The 17,483-nt window shown below is 69.0% G+C and carries 14 protein-coding genes and 1 pseudogene; 3 read left to right on the forward strand and 12 right to left on the reverse strand.

Features of this window, described 5'->3' with window-relative positions; translation table 11 throughout:
- The 5 genes and pseudogenes from H570_RS19610 to H570_RS0110025 form a co-directional block, all read right to left on the reverse strand.
- Positions 1-125: pseudogene (locus H570_RS19610) on the reverse strand (OmpA family protein); the annotation flags it as partial.
- Between the two features lie 161 nt (positions 126-286).
- Positions 287-1,738 (reverse strand): bifunctional 2-methylcitrate dehydratase/aconitate hydratase, encoded by a 1,452-nt coding sequence (locus H570_RS0110010; protein WP_027080610.1) that lies wholly within the window; start codon positions 1,736-1,738, stop codon positions 287-289.
- A 155-nt stretch (positions 1,739-1,893) separates the two neighbouring features.
- Positions 1,894-3,090 (reverse strand): 2-methylaconitate cis-trans isomerase PrpF, encoded by a 1,197-nt coding sequence (prpF, locus tag H570_RS0110015; RefSeq protein WP_027080611.1) that lies wholly within the window; start codon positions 3,088-3,090, stop codon positions 1,894-1,896.
- 63 nt (positions 3,091-3,153) lie between these two features.
- The gene (acnD, locus tag H570_RS0110020; RefSeq protein WP_027080612.1) at positions 3,154-5,766 is read right to left on the reverse strand and encodes a Fe/S-dependent 2-methylisocitrate dehydratase AcnD; all 2,613 of its coding nucleotides are present in this window, start codon (positions 5,764-5,766) and stop codon (positions 3,154-3,156) included.
- Between the two features lie 146 nt (positions 5,767-5,912).
- Positions 5,913-7,280: a hypothetical protein gene (locus H570_RS0110025; protein WP_156899944.1), complete on the reverse strand. Its 1,368-nt coding sequence runs from the start codon at positions 7,278-7,280 to the stop codon at positions 5,913-5,915.
- A 131-nt stretch (positions 7,281-7,411) separates the two neighbouring features.
- Here H570_RS0110025 and H570_RS0110030 point away from each other — a divergent pair, with 131 nt between their 5' ends.
- The 3 genes from H570_RS0110030 to H570_RS0110040 all read left to right on the forward strand — a co-directional run bounded on the left by H570_RS0110030 (position 7,412) and on the right by H570_RS0110040 (position 10,900).
- The gene (locus H570_RS0110030; protein WP_027080614.1) at positions 7,412-9,442 is read left to right on the forward strand and encodes an NADPH-dependent 2,4-dienoyl-CoA reductase; all 2,031 of its coding nucleotides are present in this window, start codon (positions 7,412-7,414) and stop codon (positions 9,440-9,442) included.
- Between the two features lie 285 nt (positions 9,443-9,727).
- Positions 9,728-10,186 carry a cell wall hydrolase gene (locus H570_RS0110035; protein ID WP_027080615.1) on the forward strand — a complete coding sequence of 153 codons (459 nt, stop codon included), beginning with the start codon at positions 9,728-9,730 and terminating at the stop codon, positions 10,184-10,186.
- Positions 10,187-10,285: 99 nt separating this feature from the next.
- Positions 10,286-10,900, forward strand: coding sequence for a glutathione S-transferase family protein (locus H570_RS0110040; protein ID WP_027080616.1), 615 nt, complete (start codon positions 10,286-10,288; stop codon positions 10,898-10,900).
- Between the two features lie 184 nt (positions 10,901-11,084).
- Here H570_RS0110040 and prpC read toward each other — a convergent pair whose 3' ends face one another.
- From prpC to H570_RS0110075, 7 genes are all read right to left on the reverse strand, one after another.
- Positions 11,085-12,236, reverse strand: coding sequence for a bifunctional 2-methylcitrate synthase/citrate synthase (gene prpC, locus H570_RS0110045; protein WP_027080617.1), 1,152 nt, complete (start codon positions 12,234-12,236; stop codon positions 11,085-11,087).
- Positions 12,237-12,511: 275 nt separating this feature from the next.
- Positions 12,512-13,393, reverse strand: coding sequence for a methylisocitrate lyase (prpB, locus tag H570_RS0110050; RefSeq protein ID WP_027080618.1), 882 nt, complete (start codon positions 13,391-13,393; stop codon positions 12,512-12,514).
- A gap of 101 nt (positions 13,394-13,494) precedes the next feature.
- On the reverse strand, positions 13,495-13,767 hold the full coding sequence (locus tag H570_RS0110055; RefSeq protein ID WP_027080619.1) for a hypothetical protein: 273 nt from the start codon (positions 13,765-13,767) through the stop codon (positions 13,495-13,497).
- Positions 13,755-14,279, reverse strand: coding sequence for a hypothetical protein (locus tag H570_RS0110060; RefSeq protein WP_027080620.1), 525 nt, complete (start codon positions 14,277-14,279; stop codon positions 13,755-13,757). Before H570_RS0110060 ends, H570_RS0110055 begins: the two co-directional genes overlap by 13 nt.
- Positions 14,280-14,479: 200 nt before the next feature.
- Positions 14,480-15,463 carry a malate dehydrogenase gene (locus H570_RS0110065; RefSeq protein WP_027080621.1) on the reverse strand — a complete coding sequence of 328 codons (984 nt, stop codon included), beginning with the start codon at positions 15,461-15,463 and terminating at the stop codon, positions 14,480-14,482.
- Between the two features lie 103 nt (positions 15,464-15,566).
- On the reverse strand, positions 15,567-16,766 hold the full coding sequence (locus tag H570_RS0110070; RefSeq protein WP_027080622.1) for a pyridoxal phosphate-dependent aminotransferase: 1,200 nt from the start codon (positions 16,764-16,766) through the stop codon (positions 15,567-15,569).
- Positions 16,767-16,928: 162 nt separating this feature from the next.
- Positions 16,929-17,423: a peptidylprolyl isomerase gene (locus tag H570_RS0110075; protein WP_027080623.1), complete on the reverse strand. Its 495-nt coding sequence runs from the start codon at positions 17,421-17,423 to the stop codon at positions 16,929-16,931.
- Between the last annotated feature and the right edge of the window lie 60 nt (positions 17,424-17,483).

Consider the following 17,483-nt stretch of genomic DNA (forward strand, 5'->3'; position numbering starts at 1 on the left):
CTGTCCTGGAAGTTGTAACCGACGCTGCCGGTCAGGTACCAGCGGTCGTCGAACTCCTGCGCATTGGCGGCCTGCGCAAAGCCGATGCCGGCGAGGAGCGCGGCACAGAGCAGTTTCTTGTTCATTCGGGTTCAGCTCCTTGATTCAGGGGAAGGCTTGCTTGTTGACGCTTCTTGGTTGTCTTTATGTCGTTCAAGAGGACCGCGGGGAACGCCCGGCGCAACCCTAGGGCGATGGCCGTGAAGGCGCTGTTAACGCCGGCGTAACAGGTCCGCTGAACGGGCCATTATTGTTGGTAAAGCTGAATGAAGTCGGAAAGAGGGAGCGCGTCGAGCGCCGCGGGGTCCGCGGCCAGCGCCATCAGCCGCTCCGCCCTGCCCGGCGCGAGATGCGCCCGCAGCGCGCTTTCGCACTTGGCCATCAGCACCGGAATGCCCTCGGCCCGGCGCTTGCGGTGGCCGATCGGGTAGTCGATCGAGACCTGCTGCGTCGCACTGCCGTCCTTGAAGAACACCTGCACCGAATTGCCGATATACCGCTTGTCGGGATCGAAATAGTCGCGGGTGAACCGCGGGTTCTCCACCACCGTCATCTTCGCGCGCAGCGCGTCGATGCGCGGATCTGCGGCGACGTCGTCCTCGTAGTCGGCGGCGGTCAGGCGGCCGAAGATCAGGGGGACGGCGACCATGTACTGGATGCAATGGTCGCGGTCGGCGTAGTTGGCCAGCGGCCCGGTCTTGTCGATGATGCGCGCGCCGGCTTCCTGGGTCTGGATCTCGATGCGCTCGATGTCGTCGAGACGTTCCCTGGCCTGGCCGTGCAGCTGCATCGCGCATTCCACGGCCGTCTGGGCGTGGAATTCGGCCGGGAAGCTGATCTTGAACAGGATGTTCTCCATCACGTAGCTGCCGAACGGGCGCTCGAACTCGAACGCCCTGCCGCCGAAGGCGACGTCCTGGAAGCCCCAGGTCCTGGCGCTCAGCGCGCTCGGGTAGCCGACCACCTTCTTGTCGACGGCGTTGATCGCGTGGATGACCGCGCGGCGGCAGGCGTCGCCCGCGGCCCAGCTCTTGCGCGGGCCGGTGTTGGGCGCGTGGCGGTAGGTGCGCAGCACGCCGTTGTCGATCCACGAATGCGACACCGCGTTGATCACCTCCTGCTTGCCGCCGCCGAACATCGCGGTGGCGACCGCGGTCGAGGCCAGGCGCACCAGGATCACGTGGTCCAGGCCGACGCGGTTGAACGAGTTCCGCAGCGCGTACACGCCCTGGATCTCGTGCGCCTTGATCGCCCAGCCCAGCACGTCGCGCACCGTCATGCCCTTGCCGCCTGCCCGCTCGGCCTTGCGCGACAGCCAGTCGGCGACCGCGAGGATGGTGCCGAGGTTGTCCGAGGGATGGCCCCACTCGGCCGCCAGCCAGGTGTCGTTGAAATCGAGCCAGCGCACGAGGGTGCCGATGTTGAACGCGGCCTGGGCCGGATCGAGTTCGAACGCCGTGCCCGGCACGCGTGCGCCGCCAGGGATCTCGCCGCCGGCGACCAGCGGCCCGAGGTGCTTCACGCAGCCCTCGAACTTCATCGCCAGCATCGCGCAGGCCAGCGAGTCGAGCAGCATGTAGCGCGCGGTGTCGAAGGCCTCCTGCGAATCGACCTCGTACTCGATCACGTAGTCGGCGATGTCGACCATCGACTGGTCGGGATCGGGGCGCGCGGCGGAACGGATGTCTGTGCTGGTCATGACCGGCCTCCGGGAAAAGGACGCGGGCATTGTGCGCCGACGGGCGTGCCGGCCAAGTGTGGCCGCCCGGCCAGGCGCATCAAGCGAATCATGCAGCCGCGGCTTCCAACGGCGTTGCGCTGACGCGTTCGTACCGCGCGGCAGGCCTCCCCGCGTCACAGCGTCCCTGCGGGAACGCGCACCGCACCGTCCATCAGCACCCGCGCGCTGCGGCTCATGATCGCCTTGGTGACGGTCCATCGGCCATCGGCCAATTGCGCCTGCGCGCCGACCCGCAGCGTGCCGGACGGATGGCCGAAGCGCACCGACTCGCGCTCGCCGCCGCCGGCGGCGCGGTTGACCAGGGTGCCGGGGATCGATGCCGCGGTGCCGATGGCAACCGCGGCGGTGCCCATCATCGCGTGGTGCAGCTTGCCCATCGACAGCGCGCGCACGTGCAGGTCGATCTCGCCGGCGGCGATTGCCTTGCCGCTGGAGGACACGTAGTCCTGCGCCGGCGCGACGAAGGCGACCTTGGGCGTGTGCTGGCGCGTGGCGGCCTCGGCGGCCGTCGCGATCAGGCCCATGCGCACGGCACCGGCGGCGCGGATCGCCTCGAACCGCGCCAGCGCCGCCGCGTCGTCGTTGATCGCGGCCTGCAGTTCGGTGCCGCGGTAACCCAGTTCGGCGGCATCGAGGAAGATCGCCGGGATGCCGGCGTTGATCAGCGTCGCGGTGAACCTGCCCACGCCGGGCACGTCCAGTTCGTCGACGAGGTTGCCGGTCGGGAACATGCCCGCCGCCGCGCCATCGCCTTCGCCCTCCTCGGACGGATCAAGGAACTCCAGCCTGATTTCGGCCGCCGGGAAGGTGACGCCGTCGAGCTCGAAATCGCCGGTTTCCTGCACCTGGCCATCCGCGACCGGCACGTGCGCGATGATCGTCTTGCCGATGTTGGCCTGCCAGATGCGCACCACCGCGGTGCCGTCGCGGGGAACGCGCGCCGGGTCGACCAGGCCATTGGCGATGGCGAACGGACCGACCGCGGACGACAGGTTGCCGCAATTGCCGCTCCAGTCGACGAAGGCCTTGTCGATCGCGACCTGGCCGTAGAGATAGTCGACGTCGTGATCGGGCACCGACGCCTTCGAGAGGATCACGCACTTGCTGGTGCTCGACGTCGCCCCGCCCATGCCGTCGGTGTGCTTGGCGTAGGGATCGGGCGAACCGATCACGCGCATCAGCAGCGCATCGCGCGCCGGCCCCGGCACCTGCGCCGCCTGCGGCAGGTCCTGAAGACGGAAGAACACGCCCTTGGAGGTGCCGCCGCGCATGTAGGTGGCGGGGATGCGGAGCTGCGGAACATGGGGCATGGACGATTTCCGGAAAGTGGGGTGTTGTGGCGCGGTGGAATCTGGAGCGCGGGCGCGGACCGCCTACGCCTCCTGCGCCGCCTCGAAGAAGTCGTTGGCGAAGCGTTGCAGCACGCCGCCAGCCTCGTAGATCGACACTTCCTCGGCGGTATCGAGGCGGCAGGTGACCGGCACGTCCAGCCGCTCGCCGTCCTTGCGGTGGATCACCAGCGTCAGCGTCGCCCCCGGCGCCGGCGTGCCGTCGACATCGAAGGTCTCGGTGCCGTCGATGCCGAGCGTGTTGCGGTCGGTGCCGGGCTGGAACTCCAGCGGCAGCACGCCCATGCCGATCAGGTTGGTGCGGTGGATGCGCTCGAAACCCTCGGCGGCAATCGCCTCCACGCCGGCCAGGCGCACGCCCTTGGCGGCCCAGTCGCGCGAGCTGCCCTGTCCGTAGTCGGCGCCGGCGATGATGATCAGCGGCTGCCTGCGGTCCATGTAGGTTTCGATCGCCTCCCACATGCGCGTGACCTGCCCTTCCGGCTCGATCCGCGCCAGCGAACCCTGGCGCACGCTGCCGTCGGCGTTGCGCACCATCTCGTTGAGCAGCTTCGGGTTGGCGAACGTGGCGCGCTGCGCGGTGAGGTGGTCGCCGCGGTGGGTGGCGTAGGAATTGAAGTCCTCTTCCGGCAAGCCCATCTTCGCCAGGTACTCGCCGGCGGCGCTGGTCGGCAGGATCGCGTTCGACGGCGACAGGTGGTCGGTGGTGATGTTGTCGCCCAGCACCGCCAGCGGGCGCATGCCGCGCAGGGTGCGTTCGCCGGCCAGCGCGCCTTCCCAGTAGGGCGGGCAGCGGATGTAGGTGCTCTGCGGGCGCCAGTCGTACAGCGGCTCGGCCTTTTGGTCGCGCGCGACGCGGACGTTGAACATCGGTTCGTACACCTGCCGGAACTGTTCGGGCTTGACGTGCGCGCGCACGATCGCGTCGATCTCCTCGTCGCTCGGCCACAGGTCCTTGAGGGTGACCGGATTGCCCTGCGCGTCGGTGCCGAGCACGTCCTTCTCGATGTCGAAACGCACGGTGCCGGCGATCGCGTAGGCGACCACCAGCGGCGGCGAGGCAAGGAAGGCCTGCTTGGCGTAGGGGTGGATGCGGCCGTCGAAGTTGCGGTTGCCCGACAGCACGGCGGTGACGTAGAGGTCGCGCTCGATGACCTCCTTCTGGATCGCCGGATCGAGCGCGCCGCTCATGCCGTTGCAGGTGGTGCAGGCGAAACCGACGATGCCAAAGCCCAGCTGCTCCAGTTCCGGCAGCAGCTTCGAATCCTCCAGGTACAGCTGCACCGCCTTCGAGCCCGGTGCCAGCGAGGTCTTGACCCACGGCTTGCGCACCAGCCCCAGCGCGTTGGCCTTCTTCGCCAGCAGGCCGGCGGCGACGACGTTGCGCGGGTTGGAGGTGTTGGTGCAGCTGGTGATCGCGGCGATGATCACCGCGCCGTCGGGCATCAGGCCCTTTGCTTCCTCGGCGCGCGCGGCGTCGAGGTTGCCGGCGATGCCGCGCTCGGCCAGCGCGCTGGTCGGCAGGCGCCGGTGCGGGTTGGACGGGCCGGCCATGTTGCGGGTGACGGTCGACAGGTCGAACGCCAGCGTGCGCTCGTACTGCGCGGTGGCCAGCGCGTCGGCCCACAGGCCGGTGTGCTTCGCGTAGGTCTCGACCAACTTCACCTGCGCGTCGTCGCGGCCGGTCAGGCGCAGGTAGTCGATGGTGTTGTCGTCGATGAAGAACATCGCCGCGGTCGCGCCGTACTCGGGCGCCATGTTGGAGATCGTCGCGCGGTCGCCCAGGGTCAGCGCGGACGCGCCTTCGCCGCGGAATTCCAGGTACGCGCCGACCACCTTCGACTGGCGCAGGAACTCGGTCAGCGCCAGCACGATGTCGGTGGCGGTGATGCCCGGCTGCGGCCGGCCCGCCAGCTCGACGGCGACGATCTCCGGCAGCCGCATCCACGAGGCGCGGCCGAGCATCACGCTCTCCGCTTCCAGCCCGCCGACGCCGACCGCGATCACGCCCAGCGCATCGACGTGCGGGGTGTGGCTGTCGGTGCCCACGCAGGTGTCGGGGAACGCGACGCCGTCCTGCACGTAGACCACCGGCGACATCTTCTCCAGGTTGATCTGGTGCATGATCCCGTTGCCCGGCGGGATCACGTCGACATTGCGGAACGCATGCCGGGTCCACTCGATGAAGTGGAAGCGGTCCTCGTTGCGGCGATCCTCGATCGCGCGGTTCTTGCCGAACGCGTCCTTGTCGAAGCCCGGTGCCTCCACCGCCAGCGAGTGGTCGACGATCAGCTGGGTCGGCACCACCGGGTTGACCTGCGCCGGGTCGCCGCCGCGCCGCGCGATCGCGTCGCGCAGGCCGGCCAGGTCGACCAGCGCGGTCTGGCCGAGGATGTCGTGGCAGACCACCCGCGCCGGGAACCAGGGGAAATCGAGGTCGCGGCGGCGCTCGACCAGCTGGGTGAGGTAGTCGCTGAGCCGGGCCGGATCGGCGCGGCGCACCAGGTTTTCCGCATGCACGCGCGAGGTGTACGGCAGCGCGTCGTAGGCACCCGGCTTGATCGCCTCGACGGCGGCGCGGGTGTCGAAGTAGTCGAGATCGGTGCCGGGCAGCGGCTTGCGGAAATCGGTATTCATGCGGGTATCGGCTCTCCAGCGTGGGCGACGACGCGCACGCGGACCGCCCTTCGCTCGAACGAGCATGGAAAGGCCGGCCGCGGAACGTGATGGCGGTGATTATCGCATCCGGCCCGGTGCCCGGCATGGCGACGCGGCACGGGCATTCAGTCGCACTCGATACGCCGATGCCAGATCGTCGGTGGTGTCCCCATGTCGGTCGACGACTTGCGCACTTGCTTGCGGCCCGACCACACCAGCAGTGCATGGTCGCCACGGTCCACGACGGCGACGTCCTCGACCTGGCCACCCGTTACGGTCTGCTGCCGTGGCGTGGCTGAGCGGCCATCCAGCTCTGCCGCCAGAGCGTCACCGGCCAGCACGAACAGGTCGTTGTTGGTCCACTCGGGCGAGTCCGACCACGGGAACCCGCCCAGCGGATTCCACCAACGCCGGTCGCTGCCCTGGTGGCGGCCGTCGACCCAGGCCACCAGCGGCCGGCCCGCACAGGAGGCGGCGGCGACGCGGAACGCCTTGGCACTGCCGGACAGCGAGCCGATGTCGTAACCGGCGAGGCGCCGTGGCGGGGACCACGCATCGCCATCCCAGTGACTTGCGAACAGCCCGTGCGCAACGAACAGGGCCAGCGGCGTGGTACCTCCGATGTCGACGGCCAGGTCGTTGACGTAGTCATCCGCCCCATCGCTGGTGACGCGTCCCGGCTCGCTCCACCCCATCCCGCCATCGGTACTCCATGCGGCCTGCACTCTGGACTCCAGTCGCACATTCGGACCGGTTTCGGTCGGGATCCGTGTCCCCCACAGCAACAGCAGGCGGCCGTCGCGCTGCGCCAGCACCGGATCGTGCAGCTGCGCGATGCTGCCGACCCGCGTGCGGCGTACCGCGGGAAGGCTGGCCAGCGGCATCACCGGCCCAGCCTGTCCGCCACGCCATCGCAGGGTATTCAGCACCTGGTCGCCGGCAGCGCCCCCAGTTGCATAGACGATGAACAGACTTCCATCGATGCCCACGGCATCGAACGTCGTCGCGGGCGGCACGTGGTCACCAAGCAGCGCCGGTTGCGGCTGCCACCGGTCGGCGCCGGCCGGCAGCCACCAGTGGTCGAGCCGCGATCCCGCCAGCACGTGCAGGCCGTCGCGGGCGGCGACGACCCGTGGCGTTCCGGCGATGCCATCGGCCAGCTGGACCGGTGCGCCCCAGCGCAGCGGGTCGCCGTGGCCGCGCTGGTACATCAGTCGTGCGGAGCGGTTGGTCTTGCCGTGCAGGCCGGGCCGCTCGCGCCAGACCAGATGCACGCTGCCGTCAGCACCGGTCGCCAGGTCCAGCCCGTCGATCCGGTCCTGCACCTGCGCGCCGGCATGGACCACCGTGGGTGCGGCAACGGCCTGCGACTCCGGCTCGGCCGTGTCGGCCGGCTGGCAACCGCCGGCCGCGGACATGGCCAGCGCAAGGGTCAGCCACAACCAGCGCCCGATAGGCGGGCCGCGAAACTTCGCCTGTGTCGATACGTCCATCCCTTCACTCCGCGCGTCGCTCCTTTCGTGCGACGACTGTACTGGAGGGACGCAGCACCACCACCGCCGCCCGGCTTGCCGCAAACACCGTTTGGCGGCATCGTGGGCAATCCATACGCCTACGTATCCCCATGCCCGACGCAGCGCACCCGCCCTACCCGCACCTGTTCTCGCCGCTGGATCTCGGCTTCACCACCCTGCGCAACCGCGTGCTGATGGGATCGATGCACACCGGGCTCGAAGACCACCGCCGCGACTTCCCGAAGCTGGCGGCGTACTTCGCCGAGCGTGCCGAGGGCGGCGTCGGGATGATGGTCACCGGCGGCTTCTCGCCGAACCTGGTCGGCTGGCTCAAGCCTTTCGCCGGCAAGCTCGGCTGGCCGTGGGAAGCGCGCAAGCATCGCCAGGTCACCGCTGCGGTGCACGCGCACGACGCGAAGATCTGCCTGCAGCTGCTGCACGCGGGCCGCTACGCCTACCATCCGCTGTCGGTGTCGGCATCGCGGATCAAGGCGCCGATCAACCCGTTCACCCCGCGTGCGCTGTCGGCGCGCGGCGTCGAACGCCAGGTCGATGCCTTCGCCACCGCGGCGAAACTGGCGCGCGACGGCGGCTACGACGGCGTCGAGATCATGGGCTCGGAGGGCTACCTGCTCAACCAGTTCACGGTTGCGCGCACCAACAAGCGCGATGACCGCTGGGGCGGCAGCGCGGAGAACCGCATGCGCTTCGCGGTGGAGATCGTGCGCCGCGTGCGCGAGGCCTGCGGGCCGGACTTCATCGTCATCTACCGGCTGTCGATGCTCGACCTGGTCGACGGCGGCAACGACTGGGACGAGATCGTCGCGCAGGCCAAGGCGGTGGAAGCCGCGGGCGCGACGATCATCAACACCGGCATCGGCTGGCACGAGGCGCGCGTGCCCACCATCGCCACCTCGGTGCCACGCGGCGCGTTTGCCGGCGTCACCGCCAAGCTGCGACCGCACGTGGCGCTGCCGCTGGTGGCCACCAATCGCATCAACATGCCCGACATGGCCGAGCGCATCCTCGCCTCGGGCGGCGCGGACATGGTATCGATGGCGCGGCCGCTGCTGGCCGACCCACGCTGGGTGGCGAAGGCACGCGCGGGCAAGGCGCACGCGATCAACACCTGCATCGCGTGCAACCAGGCCTGCCTGGATCACGTGTTCCAGAACAAAAGGGCCAGCTGCCTGGTCAACCCGCGCGCCTGCGCCGAGACCGAGCTCAACTACACGCCGACCGCCACGCCCAGGCGCATGGCCGTGGTCGGCGCTGGCCCGGCGGGCCTTGCGTGCGCCACGATCGCCGCCGGGCGCGGGCATCGCGTCACCCTGTTCGACACCGCGGACGAGATCGGCGGACAGTTCAACCTGGCCAAGATCATCCCGGGCAAGGAAGAGTTCAACGAAACCCTGCGCTACTTCCGCCACCGCATCGACGAGACCGGGGTGGAGCTGCGGCTGTCGACGAAAGCCACGCCCGAGCTGCTGGCCGGCTTCGACCAGGTGGTGCTCGCCACCGGCGTGACCCCGCGCAAGGTCGATTTCCCCGGCCACGACCATCCCAAGGTGGTCGGCTACCTCGACGTGCTGCAGCGACGCGTCGTGCCGGGCGCGCGGGTGGCGATCATCGGTGCCGGCGGGATCGGTTTCGACGTGGCCGAGTTCCTCGCCCAGGACACGCCCTCACCCAGCCTCGACCCACGGCGCTGGATGGCCGAATGGGGCGTGGATCCGCGCTTCGACGCCCGCGGCGGCCTGGCCCCGGCGCGACCCGAACCGTCGCCGCGCCAGCTGTGGCTGCTGCAGCGCAGCCCCGGCCGGCCCGGCGCGCGGCTGGGCAAGACCACCGGCTGGATCCACCGCGCCACGCTGAAGGCCAAGGGCGTGCGGATGCTCGGTGGCGTGGAGTACCTGGGCGTGGACGACGACGGCCTGCGCGTGCGCATCGACGGCACCGAACAGCGCCTCGCCGTGGACCACGTGGTCATCTGTGCCGGACAGGAATCCCGGCGCGACCTGCTGGCCCCGCTGCAGGCCGCTTCGATCGCGGTGCAGGTCATCGGCGGTGCGGACGTCGCCGCCGAACTCGACGCCAAGCGCGCGATCGCGCAGGCGGCGCAGGTCGCCGCCGCGCTCTGAGCAGGCGCGCTCCGCGCGGCAATCCGGAGTAAAAACTCCAATCCAGTCAGTCATTTTTCGCGATTGGCGTTCAGGTTGCGTTGGGAAACCGCCCGCTACCGTGCGCCAACTTTTCCCGCCGCCCGATTCCGGCGGGACCGGCCCGGACCGCCCTTCTGCGGTCTTCGGAGCCCGGGCGAAAGCGCCATAGAGCCGCTGCCCTCCCCAATACGCCATGCCCGTTGGAACACCGAGCCCCCTGGCCCTGGTGATGCCGGCGGGCGCAACGCAGCAAGGAGTTGTTCGATGAAACTGGCATGGATCCTGTGGTTGGCCACCGTGCTGCCGCCGCAAGCCGCCGATTCGCTCTGCCTCAGCACCACGGTGTACCTCGAGGCCCGCGACCAGTCCAACCGCGGCCAGCAGGCCGTGGCCGAGGTGGCCCTGCGTCGCCAGGACAGCGGCCTGTGGGGCGACTCGATGTGCGATGTGGTGACCGCGCGCAAACAGTTCGCGCCGTCGCTGGTGTCGCCCAATACCCGCCTGGGCAACGTCGAGGCGTGGTCGCAGGCAGTGACGATCGCGATCGAATCCGAGCGCAACTGGGCGTTGCCCGTCGGCGAGCGCAAGGAGATCGTGCCCGGCGCCAGCCATTTCATGGCCCACGACATCGCCAGCCCGAGCTGGCGCAACGCCTACCAGGTCGCGACGATCGGCGGCCACACCTTCCTCAAGGTGCAGAACCTCAAACCGCGCCACGGTTGACCGATCCGCGCGGCGCGACGGTCCGTTCCACTGGCGCCACCACGTCCTCACGGCGATGTCGTCATCATGGTGGTTTCCCGAACCGCCTGGAACTGACGCATGAAGCTCTACTACTCCCCCGGCGCCTGCTCGCTCGCCGACCACATCGTGCTCGAATGGATCGGCAAGCCCTACGAGGCCGTCCGCGTTTCGCGTGACGAGCGCAAGCTGCCGGGCTTCCTCAAGCTCAATCCCGCCGGCGCCGTGCCGGTGCTGCAGGACGGCGACTGGACGCTGACCCAGAACGCCGCGATCCTCAATTTCCTCGCCGACACATTCCCCGAAGCCGGCCTCGGCGGCGACGGCACGCCGAAGGGCCGCGCCGAGGTGAACCGCTGGCTGGCGTTCGTCAACTCCGACATGCATCCGGCGTTCAAGCCGCTGTTCGGCACGCTCGCCTGGCTCGGCGACGACGCAGCCATCGAGAAGGGCAAGGGCGTGGCGCGCAAGACGCTGCGCGGCATGTTCGAACGCATCGACGCGCAGCTCGCAGGCAACGACTGGATCGCCGGCAGCCGTTCCATCGCCGACCCTTACCTGTACGTGGTGACGCGCTGGGCGAAGGGGAACGACATCGACCTGTCGGGGCTCGGCAACCTCGAAAACTTCATTGCACGGATCGAATCCGACGCCGCGGTGCAGCGGGTGCTGAAGGCGGAAGCCGTCGCGTCGTGAGGCGCGGATTCCCGGCTGCCGAAGCGCAGGTCCTGCCGCTGATCAGGGCCGATGGGCACGGACCGGGCGCAACGGCGTAGAAGATCGCACTTCCCTGCCCCACCCGTCCTGGCCGGCGCAGAACGCTGGCAAAAAAAAAGGGGTCGCGCAACGCGCGGCCCCTTCTTCCAGGACAAGACGATGGTCAGCGCTTGCCGATCGGCACGTAGGCGCGGTCTTCCGGCCCGGTGTAGTTGGCGCTGGGGCGGATGATCTTGCCGTCCTCGCGCTGCTCGATCACGTGCGCGCTCCAGCCCGCGGTACGCGCGATCACGAACAGCGGGGTGAACATCGGCGTCGGCACGCCCATCATGTGGTAGCTCGATGCACTGAACCAGTCGAGGTTCGGGAACATCTTCTTCATCTCCATCATGACGTTCTCGATCCGTTCGGACACGTCGAACAGGGTCATGTTGCCGCCGTCCTGGCACAGCCTGCGCGAGATGTCCTTGATGATCGGGTTGCGCGGGTCGCCGATGGTGTAGACCGGATGGCCGAAGCCGATCACGATCTCCTTGCGCTCCACCCGGGCGCGGATGTCGGCCTCGGCCTCGTCGGCACTGCCGTAGCGCGAGATGATGTCCATCGCCACTTCGTTGGCGCCGCCGTGCTTGGGGCCGCGCAGCGCGCCGATCGCTCCGGTGATGCACGAATGCATGTCGCTGCCGGTGCCGGCGATCACCCGCGCGGTGAACGTGCTGGCGTTGAACTCGTGCTCCGCGTACAGGATCAGCGACTTGTCCATCGCATCGGCGTGCAGCTCGCTAGGCGCCTGGCCGTGCAGCAGGTGCAGGAAGTGCGCGGCGATCGAGTCGTCATCGGTTTCGACGTCGATGCGACGGCCGTTGCGGGTGAAGTGCCACCAGTACAGCAGCATCGAGCCGAAGCTCGCCATCAGGCGGTCGGCGATGTCGCGCGCCTCGGATGCCGGATGACCATCGCGCTCGGGGAGCACGGTGCCCAGCACCGAGCAGCCGGTGCGCATCACGTCCATCGGATGCGCGTTGGCGGGCACCAGCTCCAGCGCCTCCTGGACGATCGCGGGCAGGCCGCGCAGCCGCGCCAGCTTGGCCTTGTACGCCTTGAGTTGCGAAGCCGTGGGCAGCGCGCCGTGCACCAGCAGGTGCGCCACTTCCTCGAAAGTGGACTTCGTCGCCAGGTCGTGGATGTCGTAGCCGCGGTAGTGGAGGTCGTTGCCGCTGCGGCCGACCGTGCACAGCGCGGTGTTGCCGGCGGCGGTGCCGGACAAGGCCACCGACTTCTTCGGCTTCGGCAGGGTGCTCGGGGTGTCGCTCATCGGCATGCTCCGGTCTTGTTTGCTTTGCGATGCGGGCATTTTACGGCTTTCAGCCGCTGGCCTGTCCGCTTCGCCGTGCCGCCCGCGTTGACTGGGACGACGGGGGCGATGCCAGTGCGGCACCGCTGCCACGCGACCAGCGGATCGAGTCCGCGTCGCGAACCAACGCGCCGGTGGGGTCTGGCCAGAGGGGGCTGGCTCGGACTCAAGTGACTTCTCTCCAGGCCCGCCGGCCGACTACCCACCCGCGAAAGGCGCCCGCGCCGCCGGCCCGCCTATTCCTTCGAGAACAGCTCGTCGAGCTTGCGCTCGTAGGCGTGGTAGCCGAGGAAGTCGTACAGCTCTTCTCGCGTTTGCAGGCGGTCGATGATGTTCTTCTGCGTGCCTTCGCGGCGCACGGCCTCGTAGAAGCCGAGCGCGGCCTTGTTCATCGCGCGATAGGCGCCGCAGCAGTACAGCGCGATGTCGACGCCGGCGTCGCGCAACTCGTCGGTGGTGAAGAACGGCGTGGAACCGAACTCGGTGAGGTTGGCCAGGATCGGCACCTTCACCGCGGCCTTGAAGCGCCGGTAGTCGTCGAGCGTCTTCATCGCCTCGGGGAAGATCATGTCGGCGCCGGCTTCGACGTAGGCCACGGCGCGTTCAATCGCCGAATCGATGCCTTCGCTGGCGGCCGCATCTGTGCGCGCCATGATCACGAAGCCGGCGTCAGTGCGCGCATCGACCGCGGCCTTGACCCGGTCGGCCATCTCCGCCTTCGGCACCACTTCCTTGCCCGGGCGATGGCCGCAGCGCTTCTGTCCCACCTGGTCCTCCATGTGCACCGCGGCCACGCCGACGCGCTCGAAGTTCCGGATCGTGCGCGCGATGTTGAACGCCCCGCCCCAGCCGGTGTCGATGTCGACCAGCAGCGGCATGCCGGTGGCGTCGACGATGCGACGCGCGTCGATCAGCACGTCCTCCATCGTCGAGATGCCCAGGTCGGGCATGCCCAGCGAGTTGGCGGCGACGCCGCCGCCGGACAGGTACAGCGCCTTGTAACCCGTGCGCCTGGCCATCAGGCCGGCGTAGGCGGTGATCGCGCCCATGACCTGCAGCGGGGATTCCTCGGCCAGCGCGGCGCGGAAGCGGGCGCCGGCGGATGTGGATGCGCTCATGGGAACTCCGGCAAAAACGCGATTTTAGCCGATGCCGTGGCGACGGCGCCGGAAACAGCGAGCCCTCGCCCGGCCGCGGCGCCCTGGCCGAGGCGAACGCGTCACTCCCCCGCGTCGGCGCCGCGCTTCAGCGCGCGCAGCTGGTAGCTCCCGACCCAGAGGTGCGCGCTGGTTGCCACGTCGACCAGCTGCACGCTGACCAGCACCTCGTTGCCGGCCTTCTGCACGCTGCCTTCCAGCAGCGTCGCCACGCCCAGCTGCCTGCCGATCGCCTCCAGCTCGCGCGGATGGCTGCCGTAGCGCAGCGTCGAGGCGCGCGAGATCACTTTCAGGTTGCCGATGTCGGCCAGCTTGGTCAGGATCAGGCCCTGCATGCAGGCGACGAAGTATTCGTCGTCCCTGTCGGCGGAAAGGTTCTCGAACGCAGCACTGCGATCGATCGCGCCGGCGCCGCCGGCGGAGCGGCTGCGGCGCGTGCAGGCACCGCGGTCGCGGCCGGCGTCGTGGCGTGTCGATCGCGATGCTGGCCGAACTGTCGCCACGCCAACACGGCCACGGCCGGCAGCAGCACCGCGATGATGACGAAGTCCAGCCGGCGGCCGACCTGCCGATGCTGCCCGGGCGGCCGGGCATCCGGCGAATGCGCCGGCTCGGTGCGGCGCACGCCGTCGGGCGTCAGCTCGTACGCCCAGGCCAGCACCACCGCGACCGGCAAGCCCAGCATCAGCAGCACCACGATCGCGGTGGTCAGGCCGTCGGGCAGGTGCAGCGCAGGGATGATGGTCGAAGCGACCTCGATCAGCACCCAGGCGACCACGCCGTAGGCGATCGCCACGCGGAACACGTGGCGGCGGCGCAGCTCGCGGATCAGCCTGGATCGTGCCATCTGCCGTCACCTGCCGTGGCCCGCGCCGGCGCTCGCGGCGCACCGGCAGGCTGGCCGGCGGCCGCGCCCGTGCTCCCGCGGCCGCCGCGGCCGCGCGGACTCCACCCGGTTGCAACGCAGGAACCGCGAGGTCCAGGACTGGCCCAAAAGGAAGGGCCGGCATCGAGCCGGCCCTTCGCTGGATCACCTGGATCCGCGGTTTACAGCAGGTGCGCCACGCCGGCGCGCTCCTCTTCCAGCTCGGCCAGGGTCTTGTCCATCGCCGCGCGGCTGAAGTCGTCGATCTCCAGGCCTTCGACGCGGGCGTACTCGCCGTCCTTCGTGGTCACCGGCACGCCGTACATCACGCCTTCGGGGATGCCGTAGCTGCCGTCGGACGGCACGCCCATGGTCACCCACTTGCCGTTCGAGCCCAGCACCCAGTCATGGATGTGGTCGATGGCGGCGTTCGCGGCCGAGGCGGCCGAGGACAGCCCGCGCGCCTCGATGATCGCGGCGCCGCGCTTGCCCACCGTCGGGATGAACGTGTCGGCATTCCACGCGGCATCACCGATCTTGTCCTTCAGCGACACGCCGTTGGCGGTGGCGAAGCGGTAGTCCGGGTACATGGTCGGGCTGTGGTTGCCCCACACCACCAGCTTCTCGATGTCGCCTACGGCGACGCCGGCCTTGGCGGCGAGCTGGCTCAGCGCGCGGTTGTGGTCCAGTCGCAGCATCGCGGTGAAGTTCTTCGCCGGCAGGTCGGGCGCCGACTTCATCGCGATGTAGGCGTTGGTGTTGGCCGGGTTGCCGACCACCAGCACCTTGACGTTGCGCGAGGCGACCTTGTTCAGCGCCGCGCCCTGTGCGGTGAAGATCTTGGCGTTCTCCAGCAGCAGGTCCTTGCGCTCCATGCCCGGGCCGCGCGGACGCGCGCCGACCAGCAGGGCGATGTCGGCGTCCTTGAACGCGACCTCGGCGTCGTCGGTGCCGACCATGCCGGCCAGCAGCGGGAACGCGCAATCGTCGAGTTCCATCATCACGCCCTTGAGCGCGGCCTGCGCCTTCTCCATCGGCAGCTCGAGCAGCTGCAGGATGACCGGCTGGTCCTTGCCGAGCATTTCGCCCGAGGCGATGCGGAACAGCAGCGAGTAGCCGATCTGGCCGGCTGCACCGGTGACGGCGACGCGGACGGGTTGTTTCATGGGGAAACTCCGTGATTCGTGATGGGTAATTCGTGGCTGGGACAGGCAGTAGGCGACGGACGTCGTGATCCGCTGATGCGAATCACGACTTGCCAATCACCACTCACTGCAACTCGGCAAAGAACTCCTGGATGCGCTGCAGCCCCGGCGCCAGCTGCGGCGTCGGGCAGGTGTAGCTGATGCGCAGGCCGCGCGGCTCGCCGAAGGCCGAACCGGGCACGCAGGCCACGCCCTTGGCTTCGAGCAGCGCGTTGCACAGGTCGACGTCGTTGCCGATGACCTTGCCGTTGTGCGACTTGCCGAACGCGACGCTGATGTCCGGGAAGGCGTAGAACGCGCCCTGGGGCACCGGGCAGGTTACGCCCGGGATCGCCTTGAGCGCGGCAACGACCTGGTCGCGCTTGGCCTGGAACTCGACGCAGCGCGCGGTGGGCACGTCCTGCGGGCCGGACAGCGCGGCGACAGCAGCCGCGGTCACGATCTCGGGGATGTTGGTGATGTGGTTGGAATTCATCGTGGCGACGGCCTTCGCCACCACCTCCGGGCCGACCATGAAGCCGGCGCGCCAGCCCGGCATGCCGTAGGTCTTGGACAGCGAATCCATGAACACCACGCGGTCGCGCAGCTCGGGGCGCGCGTGCACGAAGTTGTGGTAGCCGATGCCGTCGAACACCATGCGGTTGTAGATGTCGTCGGTGATCACCCAGGTGTCGGGGTGCTTCACGATGACGTCGGCCAGCGCCGAGATCTCGTCCTTCGTGTAGACCATGCCGGTCGGGTTGGACGGGTTGTTGAACAGGAAGACCTTGGGCTTCCTGGCCAGCGCGGCGTCCAGCTGTGCGGGCGTGAGCTTGTAGTTCTGCTCCGCCGGGCACGGCAGCAGCTGGATGTCGGCATTGAGGATCTCGCCGATGTCGACGTAGCTGGTCCAGTACGGCGTGGCGAAGGCGAAGCCGTCACCCTCGTCGAGCAGGGCTTCGCACAGGTTGTACAGCACGTGCTTGGCGCCGATCCCGGTCGCGCAGTTGGCGCGCGTGTAACCGGTCAGGCCGACCTGTTCGATGTGCTTGAGGAAGGCGTCGAGCAGCTCGTTGGAACCGCGGTTGCTGCCGTACTGGCCGGAGTCGTGTTCCAGCGCGTTGCGCGCGGCGGCGTAGACATGCTCGCCCGGCAGGAAGTTGGGAACGCCGATCGAGAAGCTGATGATGTCGCGGCCTTCGGCCTTGAGCTGCTTGGCCTTTTCGGCCACCACCATGATCGCACTGGGCTTGGCACGGCCCATGCGCTTGGCGAGCTGGGGCATCGCGGGAACCTCGGAAGTTTGGGGAGCGGAGACTGCGGGATGGCGCGGCGACATGGAGCTTCTTGCGCGCTGCTGCAGGGCTGAATTTTAGCACGCCCGGCACCCGCGCCGGCCGTGCCGGGCGGGTGCCGGGCAGGCACCGGAGACGATGGCGCCGATGCGTCAGGCGGCGAGGATCCTGTTCCATTCGGCGACGCGGTCCGCCTTCGCGGCCAGCGCCGCGTCGGCGTCGCCTTCGATCTTCACCGACTTGATCGCGTCGCCCTGCTTGACCGCGTCCACCGCTTCGAGGCCTTCGACCACCTTGCCGAACACGGTGTGCTTGCCGTCCAGCCAGTCGGTCTTGATGTGGGTGATGAAGAACTGGCTGCCGTTGGTGTTGGGGCCGGCGTTGGCCATCGACAGCACCCCGCGCTCGTGCTTCACGCCGTTGCCGGTCTCGTCCTCGAACTTGTAGCCCGGGCCGCCGGTGCCGGTGCCCTGCGGGCAGCCGCCCTGGATCATGAAGTCAGGGATCACCCGGTGGAACTTGAGTCCGTCGTAGAAGCCGCGCCGGGCCAGGTTGACGAAGTTGGCCACGGTCAGCGGGGCCTTGTCGGGGTACAGCTCGACCTTGATCGGGCCACGGTCGGTGTCGAAGACGGCGTTCAGGGACATGGGTGGTGCCTCGTTGGGGTGGGAATGCCCGGCCGATATGCGGGCTGAAGGAGGGGATTC

This window comes from Luteimonas mephitis DSM 12574 (genome assembly GCF_000422305.1).
GTDB lineage: Bacteria > Pseudomonadota > Gammaproteobacteria > Xanthomonadales > Xanthomonadaceae > Luteimonas > Luteimonas mephitis.